A 15,482-nucleotide genomic window follows, 5' to 3' on the forward strand; every position below is an offset into this window, starting at 1 on the left:
AGAATTGACCTTGTTTTCCCTATCCAAGCGCAGCGATGTCGAACCCTTTCATGCCATGGATGTGCTGGCGGAAGCGACGCGGCGTCGCCAGGCTGGGCATTCCGTCATTTCCATGGCGGTTGGGCAACCCTCGCATCCAGCACCACAAGCGGCGTTGGAGGCGGCGCGCACGGCCCTTGGCCACGGGCGCATCGGCTATACGGATGCGTTGGGAACGCTGGCCCTGCGGCAGGCGCTTTCCGCTCACTATCAGGCACGCCATGGCTTGAGCATCGACCCGAAGCGGATTGCCATCACGACAGGCTCTTCGGCGGGCTTCAATCTCGCCTTTCTGACCCTGTTCGATGTCGGTGATAGTGTCGCCATCGCCCGGCCGGGCTATCCGGCCTATCGCAACATCCTTGCCGCACTCGGCCTCGACGTCGTCGAGGTGCCTGTCACCGAGGAAACGCAGTTTACGCTGACGCCCGAGAGCCTGGAGGCGGCGCAGGCTGCAAGCGGCAAGCGCCTGAAGGGCGTGCTTTTAGCGAGCCCCGCCAATCCCACAGGCACCGTGACGGGCAGGGCGGCGCTGAAGGCGCTGGCCGATTATTGCGCGGATCGTTCCATCGCCTTCATCTCCGACGAGATCTACCACGGGCTGACCTTCGTCGGCGAGGAGACGAGCGCGCTGGAACTGACCGATGAGGCGATCGTCATCAATTCCTTCTCGAAATATTATTGCATGACCGGCTGGCGCATCGGCTGGATGGTCTTGCCGGAACGACTCGTTCGCCCCATCGAGCGCGTGGCGCAGAGCCTTTATATTTCCGCGCCGGAACTGTCGCAGATCGCCGCCGAAGCCGCGCTCGGCGCTGGCGCCGAACTGGATGTCTATCGCGAGAGCTACGGCCGCAACCGCGATTTCCTCATGCGTCGACTGCCGGAAATCGGCTTCCGCATTGCCTCGCCGATGGATGGCGCTTTCTACGCCTATGTCGATGTCAGCCGCTTCACGAACGACAGCATGGTCTTCGCGCAAAAGATGCTGGCAGAAATCAATGTCGCCGCCACGCCCGGCCTCGACTTCGATCCCGTGGAAGGACATCGCGCGATGCGTTTTTCCTATGCGGGTTCGAATGCCGAGATCGAGGAAGCCACTGAACGCATGGCCGCCTGGTTGAAATAGATTCTGCAATCAATGGCTTGAGCGAGTTCGCGAAAGCATTTTCGCAAGCCGGGTATTTGCGTGCCCAGCGCGCGTCTTGATCGCGGAGCTCCTTGCGCTTCAGGCCTTATCTCTCGCCTGCGATCATAGCAAAATCGCTGCATCTGTTTGCACGACATGCCTTGGCATGATTGGCGAAGGCGTCCGCAGGCGGAAACGAAAAATCCGGCCGCGTTGCCACGGCCGGATTTCTGTCAAATCATTCGTTATCGAGCTTCTTAAAAGAAGCCGCGGCGCTGCCACCAGCCGGCTTTCTTCGGCTTGGTCGGCTCTCCGTCGCTTTCAGCACCTTCATTGGCGCGGGTAGATTTCACCACCGGAGCAGAGGAGGAAACGTTGGATTCGCGGTTGGCGCGGGCCGGCTTGGCTGCATCCTCAACCGCTTCGGGCGCCGCCGCGTCTGCCGAATTGTCCATAACTTCGGCGATCTCGGCAACTGCTTCGATTTCGACGTCCGCTGCAGGCGCGTCCCCGACGGTGGGCGTCTCGACCGGCGATGCCTCGACAGTCTTTGCCTTGCGGCGACCGCGGCCCTTGGTGGGCTTGACGTCTTCGATGACGACGGCTGCCGTTTCGACCGCTGCCATGGCGGGCTGCGCCTCGACGGCGGCTTCGCCTTCGACAACCGCGATCTCGGCCACCGTTACGGTTGCTTCGTCGCCGTCTTCGGCATCATTCTCATCAGCTTCGCCGGAATCGGCTTCCTCGCCTGCGGCAGTCTGTTCGTTGCCTTCGTTTTCACGATTGCGTCGGCCACCACGCTTGCCGCGACGACGGCGCTTGCGCTTCTGCTGTGCGTCATCGTCGCTGCCGGCAGATGCGGCGTTTTCCGCACCGGCATCAGCCTCATCGTCGTCACCTTCTTCTCCGTCCGCATCCTCGGCGACATCGGCCGCCGAGCCTGCCTCGGAAACCGGAGAGGCTTGGGTATCGTTGCCACGGCCACGACGCCGGCGACGACGCTTGCGCTTGCGGTTGCCGTCATTGCCTTCGGAGCGGGCAGCAGGCTGTTGCTCGGCACTCACAGCCTTTTCTTCCAGCTCCTCGTCTTCCTCCTCGTCCGCTTCGATGACGATATCGTCGTCATCATCGTCCGGAATGGCAGCGAAGTTGAACAGGCTTTCGATCTTCACCGGATTGGCGACTGGCTCGCCACGATCGATCGCGAAGTGCTGTGTGCCAACGGCATTGTCGGCATCGATGACGATTGCGACGCCGAAGCGGCTTTCATAATCGATGATCGTCTGGCGCTTGTGGTTGAGCAGATAGAGCGCAATGTCCGGGGTCGTGCGCACGGTGATGTCGTGCGTCGTGTTCTTGAGCAGATATTCCTCGATGCCGCGCAGGACGTGCAGGGCAACGGAAGATTGCGAGCGAACGTGGCCGGTGCCGCCGCAATGCGAGCAGATCTGCGTCGTGCTTTCGAGAACCGAGGCACGGATGCGCTGGCGCGACATTTCCAGAAGACCGAAATGCGAGATGCGGCCGACCTGGATACGGGCGCGGTCGTTCTTCAGGCATTCCTTCAGCTTCTTCTCGACAGCGCGGTTGTTGCGCTTTTCTTCCATGTCGATGAAGTCGATGACGATCAGGCCAGCCAGGTCACGCAGGCGAAGCTGGCGCGCGATTTCCTCGGCAGCTTCCAGGTTCGTCTGGAGCGCGGTATCCTCGATCGAGTGTTCGCGGGTCGAGCGGCCGGAGTTGACGTCGATCGAAACCAGCGCTTCCGTCTGGTTCATGATCAGATAGCCACCGGAACGCAGCGTTACCTGCGGCTGCAGCATGCGGTCGAGCTGCGCTTCGATGCCGGAGCGCGAGAAGATCGGGTGAATGTCGCGGTAGGGCTGAACCACCTTGGCGTGGCTCGGCATCAGCATCTTCATGAAGTCTTTCGCTTCACGATAGCCTTCTTCGCCGGCAACGATGATCTCGCCGATATCCTTGTTGTAGAGGTCGCGGATCGAGCGCTTGATCAGGCTGCCTTCTTCGTAGACGAGGCAAGGCGCGGTCGAGGCCAGCGTCAGCGTGCGGACGTTTTCCCAAAGGCGCATCAGATATTCGAAGTCGCGCTTGACCTCGACCTTGGTGCGGTTGGCGCCGGCGGTGCGCAGGATCACGCCCATACCCTGCGGCACTTCGAGCAGCTTGGCGATTTCCTTCAGGCGCTTGCGGTCCTGCGGATTGGTGATCTTGCGGGAAATGCCGCCGCCGCGCGCCGTATTCGGCATCAGGACCGAATAGCGGCCTGCGAGCGAGAGATAGGTGGTCAGCGCTGCACCCTTGTTGCCGCGCTCTTCCTTGGCCACCTGCACCAACAGGATCTGGCGGCGCTTGATGACTTCCTGAATGCGGTACTGCTTGCGGGGCTTGCGCTGGGCGCGATCGGGAACTTCTTCCATCGCGTCTTCGGCGCCGACGGATTCGATCACTTCCTCTTCGTGGTCATGATCGTCATCATCGTCGTCGTCATCGTGGCGGCGCTTGGAGGTCGCGACGTCTTCGGAGATCGAATCGGTTTCGACCATCGCCGCCATTTCGCCGGACGGACCTTCTTCTTCCTCGCTCGGCGCATCGACGGCAGCCGTTGCTTCGGGAGCGGGCGTTTCTTCGGCGGGCGCGTCCGCTACTGCCTTCTTGCGGCTGCGGCGCGGCTTTGCCTTTTTGGCCGGAGCTGCTTCTTCGGCGGGCGCGGTTGCCTCTGCGGCAGGGGCCTCTTCGCCGATCGCAGCCGGCACCTCGGCTTCTTCGCCTTCCTTCGCCACAATGCCGATATCGGGCTGTTCCTGCTGCGAAAGATCGAGCGCCGTCTCGACATGCTCGACATCGTCGTCGCGGCGATGCTCTTCGGCCTCGGCCTTCAGCAGCGCCTGACGATCGGCAAGCGGGATCTGGTAGTAATCGGGATGGATTTCGGCAAAGGCCAGGAAGCCGTGCCGGTTGCCGCCGTAATCCACAAAAGCGGCCTGAAGCGAGGGCTCGACCCTCGTTACTTTTGCAAGATAGATGTTGCCGCGAATTTGCTTCTTGTGCTGTGACTCGAAGTCAAACTCTTCTATGCGGTTCCCGCGAACGACAACGACGCGCGTCTCTTCCTCGTGAGACGCATCGATAAGCATTTTGTCTGCCATGAAAGCTGTGCTCCTCGGCGCAGACAACCGGATGGGGGCCTGCCTGTCGCTGGGACAAGCCGGATATGATCCGCAATTGTTGCACCGGATAATGAAAGTCGCGATTGGTTCGGTGATGACAGCATCCAGACGACAGCCGGGGCATCATTTCCCTGGGGTCTGTTCACTTTCTGAAAAAGCTGCTGCGGTAGCATCCGTAACCAAGCGAGATCGACTATGCCTTAGACCCACAAATGGGTCCGATGAATGTGCTCTCTAAAGAGCGTTTGGTGGCTCTCCACCGATGAATTTCCCGTGTGAAACCGGAAATTCAGATATCCACTATTTCGAGCAGAAGTCCTGCAGACGTCGGATGAATGCCGCTTATTGGCGCCTGGTACTCGAGGCGGCTGCCTTTGCGACGACTCTATCCCGTCAACACTTCTACCCTAATATGCGTTGTATGTTTTATCTGTCACAATAGCAAGGGAAAAGCCAAGTATGCCATAATATTGATGGATTCGTCGGATGATGAGGACGCGGGAGGGTGTCTTGTCGATTCGTCTCCCGGCGCATCATCGATGCAGCCATCAGGTCAAACCTGGTTCCCGTTATTGGGACTTCAAAAACAACGTCGAAACCAATATGGGGCGCGTTGGGCACTTGGTAAAGGGATTGCGGCATGTGGCGGAGAGTGGCGTGAGGGCTTTGCGATTTGCGGCAGCGGCCTTCGCCCTGGTGATTCTGGTTTCGGTCTCGGCATTTGCGCCCGCAGCGGCGGCGGATGATTCCGTGCTCGCTTATGGCGCCCGCATTGCCGGTGACGATGCCCGCACGCGTATCGTCATCGACCTAGATCGGGCTCCGACCTTCACGGTTCACTACCTTGACAATCCCGTCCGCATCGTCGTCGATCTCCCGGCGACCGCATTCGGCTTTCCGGCCGCCAATCTCAAGCCGACCGGCCTCTTCAAGGATATTCGCTACGGCACGATGGATGCGGACAGCGCCCGCATCGTGCTGACGGCAAAGAAACCGGTAAAGCTGGTCACGGCCAAGGTGCAGGCCGATGAAAGCGGCAAGGGGCAGCGCCTCGTGCTTGATGCCGAGATGCTGCCGGCCGAACAATTCGCAGAGCTGGTGAAGAAGCAGAACTGGACGAGCGACGATACCGCCAAGGATGTCGGTCCGGTCGAGCCGACGCAGAAGGCCGATCCGAATGTATTCCTCGTTGCAGTCGATGCCGGTCATGGCGGTATCGACGCGGGCGCGACCGGTACGGACGGCGTCACGCAGGAAAAGGACATCACTCTCGCATTTGCGAAGATGTTTGCCGACAAGCTGAATGCGCAGCCCGGCATCAAGGCGTTCCTGACGCGCGACAAGGATCAGTATCTATCCCTGTCCGAACGCGTGACGATCGCCCGACAGAATCGCGCCTCGCTCTTCATTTCGCTGCATGCCGATACGCTGAAGCAGAAGGATATTCGCGGCGCGACCGTCTATACCATCTCGGACAAGGCGTCGGACCGGCTCGCCGGTGAAGTGGCCGATCGTGAAAACAACTCCGATCAAATCGCCGGCGCCGAGGCTCAGACGCAGCCGGCCGCCGTCAACGATATTCTGATGGATCTGACGCGCCGCGAGACCCAAGCCTTCTCCATTTCGCTGGCGCAGGATGTGCTGTCCTCGTTCAACGGCCAGATCTCCATGATCAACAATCCGCATCGCCATGCCGGTTTCCAGGTTCTGACAGCGCCGGATGTACCCTCGATTCTGCTCGAACTCGGCTTTCTCTCCAACAAGGAGGACGAGAAGCTGCTGCTCGATCCAGACTGGCGGCAGAAGGTTGCCGACCGGCTGACGGAGGCGGTGAAGCAATATCGCGTATCGATTATCGCAAACGGCGGCTGAGTGCACCGGATGGGGCGAGGCCGTGGCTTCCATGTAACAGCGATGCACTTTAGAATTGGATGAAATTGGAATACCGGCGGCGAGCCCTATTTTGCTCACATTCCCGCCGTTACAGCGAAGTATCATTTGCTCGCGTATGAAGCATGGCTTTGTCCCATTGCCGTCTTGCATTCACGCCGCGAGCGTGCAAAACGCCCGTGATTATGCGATGATCTCGCGCACGTGCCGCATGAAGAACAAGCACCGGTAGTATCAGATGATCAGATTGATTGGATATTTCTTTGGCCTCGGCTGCCTCCTGTTTCTGGGTGCAGCGGCTGCGGCTGCCATCTATCTGAGCGTGGTCTCGAAGGAACTGCCCGATTACGAGGTGCTTGCCAAATACGCGCCGCCGGTAACGACGCGCATTCACGCCGGCAACGGCGCGCTGATGAAGGAATATTCGCGCGAGAACCGGCTTTTCGTGCCGATCCAGGCCATTCCCGATCGCGTCAAGGCGGCCTTCCTTTCCGCTGAAGACAAGAATTTCTACAACCATCCCGGTGTCGATGTCGGCGGTCTCATCCGCGCCGTGGCCGTGAACCTGCAGAATATCGGGTCCGGCCGCCGCTTCGTCGGCGCCTCCACCATCACGCAGCAGGTCGCCAAAAACTTCCTGCTGTCCGCGGACCAGACCTTCGACCGCAAGATCAAGGAAGCGATTCTCTCCTTCCGCATCGAGCAGGCCTACAGCAAGGACAAGATCCTCGAGCTCTACCTGAACGAGATCTATTTCGGCCTCAATTCCTACGGCATCGCCGGCGCAGCGCTCACCTATTTCGATAAGTCGGTCAACGAACTGACCATCGCCGAATCGGCTTACCTCGCATCGCTCCCGAAGGGTCCGTCGAACTACAATCCCTTCCGCCGCGCAGAAGCAGCGCTCACCCGCCGCAACTGGGTGATCGATCGCATGGTCGAGAACGGCTATGTCAGCCAGAGCGACGGCGAAGAGGCGAAGAAGCAGCCGCTCGGCGTCGTTCCGCCGAAGAGCGGTCCTTCGCTCTTTGCTTCGGACTATTTCGCTGAGGAAGTTCGCCGTCAGCTGATCGACCAGTATGGCGAGAAGGCCCTTTATGAAGGCGGCCTTTCCGTTCGCACGTCGCTCGATCCGCAAATGCAGCTCGAGGCCCGCAAGGCGCTGCAGGATGGCCTGGTCGATTATGACGAGCGTCGCGGCTATCGCGGCCCGATCAAGCAGATTGCCACCTCGCAGGATTGGGGAGCCGAGCTCGCGAAGGTTCCAAGCCTGAGCGATGTGCCGGAATGGCAGGTCGCCGTCGTCCTTTCCGTATCGGATCAGGGTGTCGATATCGGGCTGCAGCCGCGCGTCGATGCCGCCGGCAAGGTATCGACGGAGCGGACGCGTGGCACGATCGCTCCCGCCGACATGCGCTGGGCTTATCGCTCGGCCGGCGGCAAGTCGGTCAAATCGCCAAGTGGCGTTTTGAGCCCCGGCGACGTGATTTACGTGCAGAAGAGCGGCAATGCCGATTCGAGCAGCTATCGCCTGCGTCAGCCGCCGAAGGTGCAGGGTGGTCTTGTTGCCATGGACCCACATACCGGCCGCGTGCTTGCCATGGTTGGCGGCTTCTCCTACGCGCAGTCAGAATTCAATCGCGCCACGCAGGCCAAGCGCCAGCCGGGCTCGTCGTTCAAGCCCTTCGTCTACGCGGCCGCCATGGATAACGGCTATACGCCGGCCTCGGTCATTCTGGACGATCCGCTGCAGATCACGCTCAGCAATGGCGATGTCTGGAAGCCGACGAACTACGAAGGCGAGGGCGGTGGCGTCCATACGCTTCGTTTCGCGATCGAACATTCGCGCAATCTGATGACGGTGCGTCTCGCTTCCGACATGGGCATGCCGCTGGTTGCCGAATATGCCGAGCGCTTCGGCATCTACGACCATATGAACCCGGTGCTCGCCATGTCGCTCGGTGCCGGCGAGACGACGGTCCTGCGCATGGTTTCGGCCTATTCGGTCATCGCCAACGGCGGCAAGCAGATCAAGCCGACGCTGATCGACCGTATTCAGGACCGTTATGGCAAGACCATCTTCAAGCATGAGGAGCGCGTCTGCGACAATTGCAACGTCAGCGCTTGGCAGAATCAGGACGAGCCCGTCATCGCCGACAATCGCGAACAGGTGCTCGATCCGATGACGGCCTATCAGGTTACGTCGATGATGCAGGGTGTCATCATCCGCGGCACGGCCGCCGGCAAGATCAAGCTCAACACTGACGTTGCCGGCAAGACCGGCACCACCAACGACGAGAAGGACGCCTGGTTCGTCGGCTTTACGCCGAGCCTCGTTGCCGGCCTCTATATCGGCTACGACACGCCCGCTACGCTCGGCCGCGGCGGCACGGGCGGCGCGCTTGCCGCGCCGATCTTCAACGAATTCATGCAGGCTGCCACCAAGGATGAGGCGCCTGAGAAGTTCCAGGTTCCGGCCGGCATGACGATGGTTGCGGTCAACCGCGCGACCGGCATGGCCGCCCAGCCCGGCGAACCGAATGCCATCATGGAAGCCTTCAAGCCCGGCACCGGCCCGGCCACCAGCCTGCAGGTCATTGGCGGCGGCGATGCTGCTGCGCAGGTGGCGCCTGAGGAAATTCTGCGGACCTCGCCGCAGGCGAACCAGGCTGTCACCTCCGGATCCGGCGGCCTCTTCTGATCCGACCCTATTTGTCTCATCGACATGCCGCGGGGCTTTACACCAGCGGCATGTATATCTATGTCACCAGCACTCCTAGAGCATTTCCGGGAAAAGTGCGCAGCGGTTTTCCATTAGGAATGCGTCAAGAAACAAAAGATTGAGCGTTTTCGCGATTCGAAGATAAGCGGAAGAGCTCCAGAATTGGATGACCGCTTGTCTTGAGCGGTGAACTGAAGAAGTGGGATTATGCGAGCCGAAATCGAGAAAGTAGTCGATGAAACCAAGCAGGCTATCACCCTGCTGAGGAGGCATCTTTGACTGGGACCAGGCGATAAGACGACTGGACTGGTTGAATAACAAGTCAGAGGATCCGACCCTCTGGAACGATGCTGCTGAAGCGCAGAAGCTGATGCGCGAGCGCCAGCAGCTTGACGATGGCATCAGCGGCGTGCGTGCGCTGGAACAGCAGCTTGCCGACAATGTCGAGCTGATCGAGCTTGGCGAAGAAGAGGGTGACGCCGATGTCGTCCGCGAGGCGGAAGAAGCGCTCAAGGGCTTGAAGGCGGAGGCCGCGCGCCGGCAGGTGGAAGCCATGCTTTCGGGCGAGGCCGACGGCAACGACACCTACCTCGAAGTCCACTCCGGCGCCGGCGGCACCGAGAGCCAGGACTGGGCGAACATGCTTCTGCGCATGTACACCCGCTGGGCCGAACGCCAGCGCTTCAAGGTGGAGCTGTTGGAAGTTCATGACGGCGAAGAAGCCGGAATCAAGTCCGCGACGCTGCTCGTCAAGGGGCACAATGCCTATGGCTGGCTGAAGACCGAATCGGGCGTGCATCGTCTCGTGCGCATCTCGCCCTATGACAGCAATGCGCGCCGTCACACTTCGTTCTCGTCGATCTGGGTTTACCCAGTCGTTGACGACTCGATCCAGATCGAGATCAACGAAAGCGATTGCCGCATCGATACTTACCGTTCGTCGGGCGCCGGCGGCCAGCACGTTAACACGACCGATTCGGCTGTGCGCATCACGCATATCCCGACCGGGATCGTCGTGCAGTGCCAGCAGGAGCGTTCGCAGCACAAGAACCGCGCCAAGGCGTGGGACATGCTGCGCGCACGCATGTACGAGGCCGAATTGATGAAGCGGGAAGAGGCAGCCAATGCCGAAGCCGCCTCGAAGACGGATATCGGCTGGGGTCATCAGATCCGCTCCTATGTCCTGCAGCCCTACCAGCTGGTCAAGGACCTGCGCACCGGCGTTGCCAGCACGGCACCTGGCGACGTTCTCGACGGCGATCTCAACGAGTTCATGGAAGCAGCCCTAGCGCATCGCATCAGCGGTGCTGCCGATGCCGTCATCGACGACGTCGAATAAGGTCGCATCCGTTCACGCATGAAAAAAGCCCCGGAGACGGGGCTTTTTTCATGCGCATTCTGCCGGGCTGCTCCCGCCTCCTTGGCTTGGCGCAGATATCTTGCTCAATCCGAGAATTGTTCCGCCAGAATCCTGTCAGACCAGGACCTGTCCGGATCGGATAGAATGCGAGCCGTCGTATCTTCGCTTTGGCGGATCTGAATGCCGAGGACCGATTTGACTTCGGTATTGTCGGCGGCGGCGTTGACCGGACGTTTCTCCGCTTCGAGCACGGTGATGTCGACCGTCACCTTGTTCGGCAGTAGCGCGCCGCGCCAGCGGCGAGGACGGAAAGCGCTGACGGGCGTCATGGCAAGTAGCGGCGCTTCCAGCGGCAGGATGGGGCCATGGGCGGAAAGATTGTAAGCTGTGGAGCCAGCCGGCGTCGTCACCATCAGCCCGTCGCAGATCAGTTCCGGCAGGCGGACCCGCCCGTCGATTTCGACCTTCAGCTTTGCCGTCTGATAGGACTGGCGAAATAACGAGACTTCGTTGATGGCGAGCGCGACGCAGGAGCTGCCATCGGCATTGCGCGTCGTCATCTGCAGGGGATGAAATGCGTTTTCGACGGCCGCCTCGATGCGCTCTGCCAGACCATCCGTGCGGTAGTCGTTCATCAGGAAGCCGATCGATCCACGGTTCATGCCATAGACGCGTTTGCCCGTATTCATCGTCTTGTGCAGCGTCTGCAGCATGAAACCGTCACCGCCGAGGGCGACGACGATATCGGCATCTTCCTGCGATGTCTGGCCGTAGAGGCGAGTAAGCTCCTGCTGCGCCGCTTGGGCCTCTGGCGCGGTGGAGGCGAGAAAACAAACGGATTGAAGACTGCGCGACATGCAATGTCCTTTGAATGGCGATTCTACGTAATGTCATTCCCTTGCCGCGACAAGACGTTTCGCTCGAACTGGTGAATCGCCGATCCCCAGCTTTGACGCGGATCGACCGATTTTCCCTTTACAGGATTTCAAAATCTGTTACTTGGCATGCCCATACGCCCTTGTAGCTCAGTTGGTAGAGCACCTGATTTGTAATCAGGGGGTCGCGGGTTCGAACCCTGCCGGGGGCACCAGATTTTTTCCTGAAAATTGCCGATCGTTTCATCTCCGGTATGGAAAACCGGCGGCAGCGACATAATATCTCGTTGCTAACGAGCTCCGAACGCTCGTAACAATCATCAATATTATATCCGTGTGCCTGGAACCATATGCCGAGCAAGCCCAACAAGCCTAAACTCGAACACTCCGAGCTTTCGGGTGAATTCACCGACGATGGCGTGACCGTCCTGGTCGATATCTTTCGTCCGGCCGGCACCAATGCCGACTGGCGGATGGAGGTCATCACGCCGGAAGAAGATCTGATCGAATGGGAGGAGCCCTTCGCGACCGACCGCGAGGCATTCGATGAGTTCCTGGCGACGATCGCTCGCGATGGAATCAGGTCGTTCTTCGACGAAGCTGACCCTGCCATTCACTGATCGCCCGTAAGCTCATTGGCGGCGATAGATGCGTTCGGAAAGAGCAACCTGTCGAAGGGGCTCGAACTCACATGGAAATGTCGGCCAATATCGGAAACGCGGCTATGTTTGCGATACGGCAGGCAGCGGCATGGCTCGGCTGCCTTATCTGCGGACCAGCAGCAGCGGTTCGCCTTCCTCTTCTTCGGACTTCTGGAAGCTGCCATCGGGCTTCATATCGAAGGAGAGCGAGGAGCCGTCATTGCCCAGCATGACAAGCCCGAAACCTTCTGTCGCCCAGAGAGAGAGTTTGAGATCGCCGACCTCGCTGGTGCAGTCGCCGCCTGGTGACATCTTGGCGGTGCCGTCCTGATCCTTGTCGGTGGTGAGTGTGATATCGCAGACGGGCTTGCCGTCCGGTGTCTGGATGCGCCAGGCGCCGGCAAGGCTTTCGGTGGTCGGCACGTGATCGACGTCCTCGAGTGCTGGGAGCAGCCAGGTCGGGTCGCCGCCTTCGCTCTCCCAGGGAGAGCCTTCCTCCTGCTGGAAGCGCATGAGCGGCTTGCCCTCGGCATCGGCGATGGCAAGCGAACCATCATCGGTGAAATTCCAGATCTTGGCCTTGGCAAGAGCGGGCAGGGGCGTCGCGCAGGCATCCGCGCCGGTAATTTCGTAGCCGCCGGAAACAGTGTTCGTTCCGAAGGTCAGGCGGCAGCCCTTGGCGCCGTTTTCGGGGGCGACGAGCCATTGGCCGGCTTGCGCCTGGACCATTTCGTCATCGGCTGCACGCGCCGGCTGGACCATTGTCAAAGCGAGAGCGACGGAAACCGTCGCTGGACCGAGAAAACGGATCAAGGCAAATTCTCCCAACGTGCTGCGACAGCCTGAGCCGCCGCTATGATTTGAGATAGGACCGCGTCGCATATAGCGCGATCGCGGCTGCATTCGAGACATTGAGCGATTTGATGGCGCCCGGCATGTCGAGTCGCGCCAGGGCGCTGACCGTTTCCCGCGTCTTCTGGCGCAGGCCCTTGCCCTCGGAGCCGAGCACGAGGGCGATCTTGTCGCCGCTGAACGTGCCTTCGAGCGGTGCCGGGCCTTCCGAATCAAGCCCGATGGTCGTGAAGCCGAGCCGATGCAGTTCGCCGAGTGCATCCGCGAGATTGGTGATCTGTATATAAGGTATGAGTTCCAGCGCGCCCGAGGCCGATTTTGCCATCACGCCCGATTCGGTCGGGCTATGGCGCTGCGTCGTGATGACCGCACCCGCATCGAAAGCAACGGCCGAGCGCATGATGGCGCCGACATTGTGCGGATCCGTCACCTGATCGAGAACGAGCAATAGCGGGCTGTCCTTCAGTGCCTCGAGGCGACGCACGGGCAGGGGACGCGTTTCAAGCATGACGCCCTGATGGATCGCCTCCGGGCCAAGCACCTTGTCGATATCCTGCGGGGAGACGATCTCGACCGGGATGCCAAGTTGATCGGCCGGGCCTACCTCCAGCCGCACCAGCGCATTCTGCGTCGTGGACAGCTTGACGTTCTTGCGCTGTGGATTGCTCAGCGCTGCGCGAACCGTATGCAGGCCATAGAGAAAGACCTGATCGGGCGCGAGCGCCGGCGGCTTCCACTCGTCCGCACCGGCTTTCTTGCGCTTCTGCGGCGCAGGCGTCGGGATTTCGCCGCGCTCGCGCTTGGCATCGCGATGCGCGCGACGCAGCGTCGCGTAATGAGTGTCCTTGGCCGAGCGGTCGTCGGCGGTGCTGTCTTGGCCCTGACGGCCGGATGATTTGTCTTTGCTCATGCGGCTTTATAACCAGCGCCTTCCTGAGCGCATAGTCCTCTTTCGGTGCCGGGCTTTTCCCACAGGCTGAAATTTTTTCGTCATTTTTGGCAATTCCTTGTGTTGACAGACGGAAATCGTCCGGTCATATACGCGGCGCAGATCGAAGCGGCGACGCACGGTCTGACAAGCTTGGTCGCAAGATCCAGTCGGAAAACTGGAGGGATGCCCGAGTGGTTAAAGGGGACGGACTGTAAATCCGTTGGCTCAGCCTACGTTGGTTCAAATCCAACTCCCTCCACCATTCCGTGCCGGATCTTGACCATCCCGCGGGTATAGCTCAATGGTAGAGCAGCAGCCTTCCAAGCTGAATACGCGGGTTCGATTCCCGCTACCCGCTCCAAGATTTTCAATTTGTTCGCTTCTCGATCATTCTTCGCTGCCTCGAAGAGGGTATCATACTTGCCAGTTATTGGCCTTGATAGCTGCTTCGGCCAAGACGCGGCCCTACTGGCATGCGTATTAGATCCCATCTTTGCATATTTGACACGAAGGGTTGCTTATATCCCCGCGAGCGATAGATATTGCTCAGGCAACCGAAACGGGAGAGCGCAAATGGGTATCTTCGACAAGATCAAGGGTGCAATCTGGGGAGAAGCAAAGGCTGCCGAGGCCGCTCCTGCACCGACGACGACAGCCGCAACTGCCAATCCGGCGCCTGCGCCGACACCGGCTCCATCGTCAACCACGGCAGCAACATCGCCCGCAACCAGCGCGCCATCCGCGCCGGTCGATATCGCTTCGATCCTTGATGCCGCCGTCAAGAAAAGCGGCCAGAAGCTCGACTGGAAGCATTCCATCGTCGACCTGATGAAGGCGCTCGGCATGGATGCGAGCCTTTCCGAGCGCAAGGAGCTGGCGCAGGAGCTCGGTTATACCGGCGATGCCGGCGACTCCGCCAAGATGAACATGTTCCTTCACAAAGCTCTTCTGCAGAAGCTTGCGGACAATGGCGGCAAGGTGCCGGCCGATCTGCTCGATTGATCGCTGCAAAGCTTTGGTGTGTCCGATCTATCGGCTGCACCGAATGATGCATGGTGACAGACGGCGATTAATCGTCGTTGGATAATTCAGCGCCCTTTCCCACCGGGAGAGGGCGCTTTGCGTTCGTGATCGGACGAATGCCTCACCCTCTATCGGTACTGGAATTCCTCGCCGTGCCTCCCTATCTAAGCGCCTGAACCGGCAAATGCTTTTTTGTCTTTCCGGATCGGCCGGCGAACCTTGTGCGGCGAAGGAATGTTGAAGGCTTGACATCGTCAGCCATCAACCAGGCTTCGCCCGGAATAGGGCCTGCAATTAAGTCTTGCGCAAATGCGACGAAAGCCTTAAACGGCGGCACTAAACCGGTTCGCCGGGGTCACTCATTACGTTCATAGGAAGCATTCAAATGGCAAAGAGTAAGTTTGAGCGCAATAAGCCGCACGTTAACATCGGTACGATCGGTCACGTTGACCACGGCAAGACGTCCTTGACGGCAGCGATCACGAAGTACTTCGGTGAGTTCAAGGCGTATGACCAAATCGACGCGGCTCCGGAAGAGAAGGCTCGTGGTATCACGATCTCGACGGCCCACGTTGAATACGAGACGCCGAACCGTCACTATGCGCACGTTGACTGCCCCGGCCACGCCGACTACGTCAAGAACATGATCACCGGTGCTGCCCAGATGGACGGCGCGATCCTGGTTTGCTCGGCTGCTGACGGCCCGATGCCGCAGACCCGCGAGCACATCCTGCTTGCTCGCCAGGTTGGCGTTCCGGCGATCGTCGTGTTCCTGAACAAGGTCGACCAGGTTGACGACGCCGAACTTCTCGAACTCGTCGAGCTCGAAGTT

Annotated in this window: 11 protein-coding genes and 3 tRNA genes; 10 read left to right on the forward strand and 4 right to left on the reverse strand. The window is 60.0% G+C overall.

The genetic code is table 11. The annotated features are described in order from the left end of the window. Window positions 1-10: 10 nt before the first annotated feature. On the forward strand, window positions 11-1,168 hold the full coding sequence (locus tag GA0061103_RS11510) for a pyridoxal phosphate-dependent aminotransferase (RefSeq protein ID WP_092711268.1): 1,158 nt from the start codon (window positions 11-13) through the stop codon (window positions 1,166-1,168). A 257-nt stretch (window positions 1,169-1,425) separates the two neighbouring features. Here GA0061103_RS11510 and GA0061103_RS11515 read toward each other — a convergent pair whose 3' ends face one another. After that, window positions 1,426-4,335 (reverse strand): Rne/Rng family ribonuclease, encoded by a 2,910-nt coding sequence (locus GA0061103_RS11515; protein WP_092711068.1) that lies wholly within the window; start codon window positions 4,333-4,335, stop codon window positions 1,426-1,428. 642 nt (window positions 4,336-4,977) lie between these two features. On the opposite strand from GA0061103_RS11515, the gene GA0061103_RS11520 reads away from it, so the two are divergent. The 3 genes from GA0061103_RS11520 (at window position 4,978) to prfB (ending at window position 10,307) form a co-directional block, all read left to right on the forward strand. Beyond that, window positions 4,978-6,228, forward strand: coding sequence for an N-acetylmuramoyl-L-alanine amidase (locus GA0061103_RS11520; protein WP_425349490.1), 1,251 nt, complete (start codon window positions 4,978-4,980; stop codon window positions 6,226-6,228). 256 nt (window positions 6,229-6,484) lie between these two features. Continuing rightward, a complete protein-coding gene (locus GA0061103_RS11525; protein ID WP_092711074.1) occupies window positions 6,485-8,947 on the forward strand; it encodes a penicillin-binding protein 1A in 2,463 nt (820 codons plus the stop codon). Window positions 8,948-9,175: 228 nt separating this feature from the next. Next, a protein-coding gene (gene prfB, locus GA0061103_RS11535; protein WP_113345064.1) for a peptide chain release factor 2 occupies window positions 9,176-10,307 on the forward strand; the annotation gives its coding sequence in 2 pieces (ribosomal slippage) (window positions 9,176-9,244 and window positions 9,246-10,307; 1,131 coding nt in all). 104 nt (window positions 10,308-10,411) lie between these two features. Here the strand turns inward: prfB and GA0061103_RS11540 are convergent. Beyond that, window positions 10,412-11,185 (reverse strand): NAD kinase, encoded by a 774-nt coding sequence (locus tag GA0061103_RS11540; RefSeq protein ID WP_092711106.1) that lies wholly within the window; start codon window positions 11,183-11,185, stop codon window positions 10,412-10,414. 157 nt (window positions 11,186-11,342) lie between these two features. Here GA0061103_RS11540 and GA0061103_RS11545 point away from each other — a divergent pair. Next, window positions 11,343-11,418: transfer RNA gene (locus GA0061103_RS11545), tRNA-Thr, on the forward strand. A 135-nt stretch (window positions 11,419-11,553) separates the two neighbouring features. After that, window positions 11,554-11,823, forward strand: a complete 270-nt coding sequence (locus GA0061103_RS11550; protein WP_092711108.1) for a hypothetical protein — start codon at window positions 11,554-11,556, stop codon at window positions 11,821-11,823. A gap of 144 nt (window positions 11,824-11,967) precedes the next feature. Here the strand turns inward: GA0061103_RS11550 and GA0061103_RS11555 are convergent, their stop codons facing one another. Together GA0061103_RS11555 and rlmB are read right to left on the reverse strand one after the other, a co-directional pair. Next, on the reverse strand, window positions 11,968-12,657 hold the full coding sequence (locus GA0061103_RS11555; RefSeq protein WP_092711110.1) for an AprI/Inh family metalloprotease inhibitor: 690 nt from the start codon (window positions 12,655-12,657) through the stop codon (window positions 11,968-11,970). Window positions 12,658-12,697: 40 nt separating this feature from the next. Then, window positions 12,698-13,606: a 23S rRNA (guanosine(2251)-2'-O)-methyltransferase RlmB gene (rlmB, locus tag GA0061103_RS11560; protein ID WP_092711112.1), complete on the reverse strand. Its 909-nt coding sequence runs from the start codon at window positions 13,604-13,606 to the stop codon at window positions 12,698-12,700. Between the two features lie 198 nt (window positions 13,607-13,804). Between rlmB and GA0061103_RS11565 the strand changes: the two genes are divergently transcribed. The 4 genes from GA0061103_RS11565 to GA0061103_RS11580 all read left to right on the forward strand — a co-directional run. After that, window positions 13,805-13,889: transfer RNA gene (locus GA0061103_RS11565), tRNA-Tyr, on the forward strand. Window positions 13,890-13,914: 25 nt separating this feature from the next. Continuing rightward, window positions 13,915-13,988: transfer RNA gene (locus GA0061103_RS11570), tRNA-Gly, on the forward strand. 212 nt (window positions 13,989-14,200) lie between these two features. Further along, entirely contained in the window at window positions 14,201-14,629 is a 429-nt protein-coding gene (locus tag GA0061103_RS11575) for a DUF3597 domain-containing protein (protein WP_092711114.1), read from the forward strand. A gap of 406 nt (window positions 14,630-15,035) precedes the next feature. Then, the coding region (locus GA0061103_RS11580; protein ID WP_141694426.1) for a GTP-binding protein at window positions 15,036-15,482 on the forward strand (447 nt) is incomplete at its 3' end.

It is taken from the genome of Martinezella multihospitum (assembly GCF_900094585.1).
GTDB classification, from domain to species: domain Bacteria; phylum Pseudomonadota; class Alphaproteobacteria; order Rhizobiales; family Rhizobiaceae; genus Rhizobium; species Rhizobium multihospitium.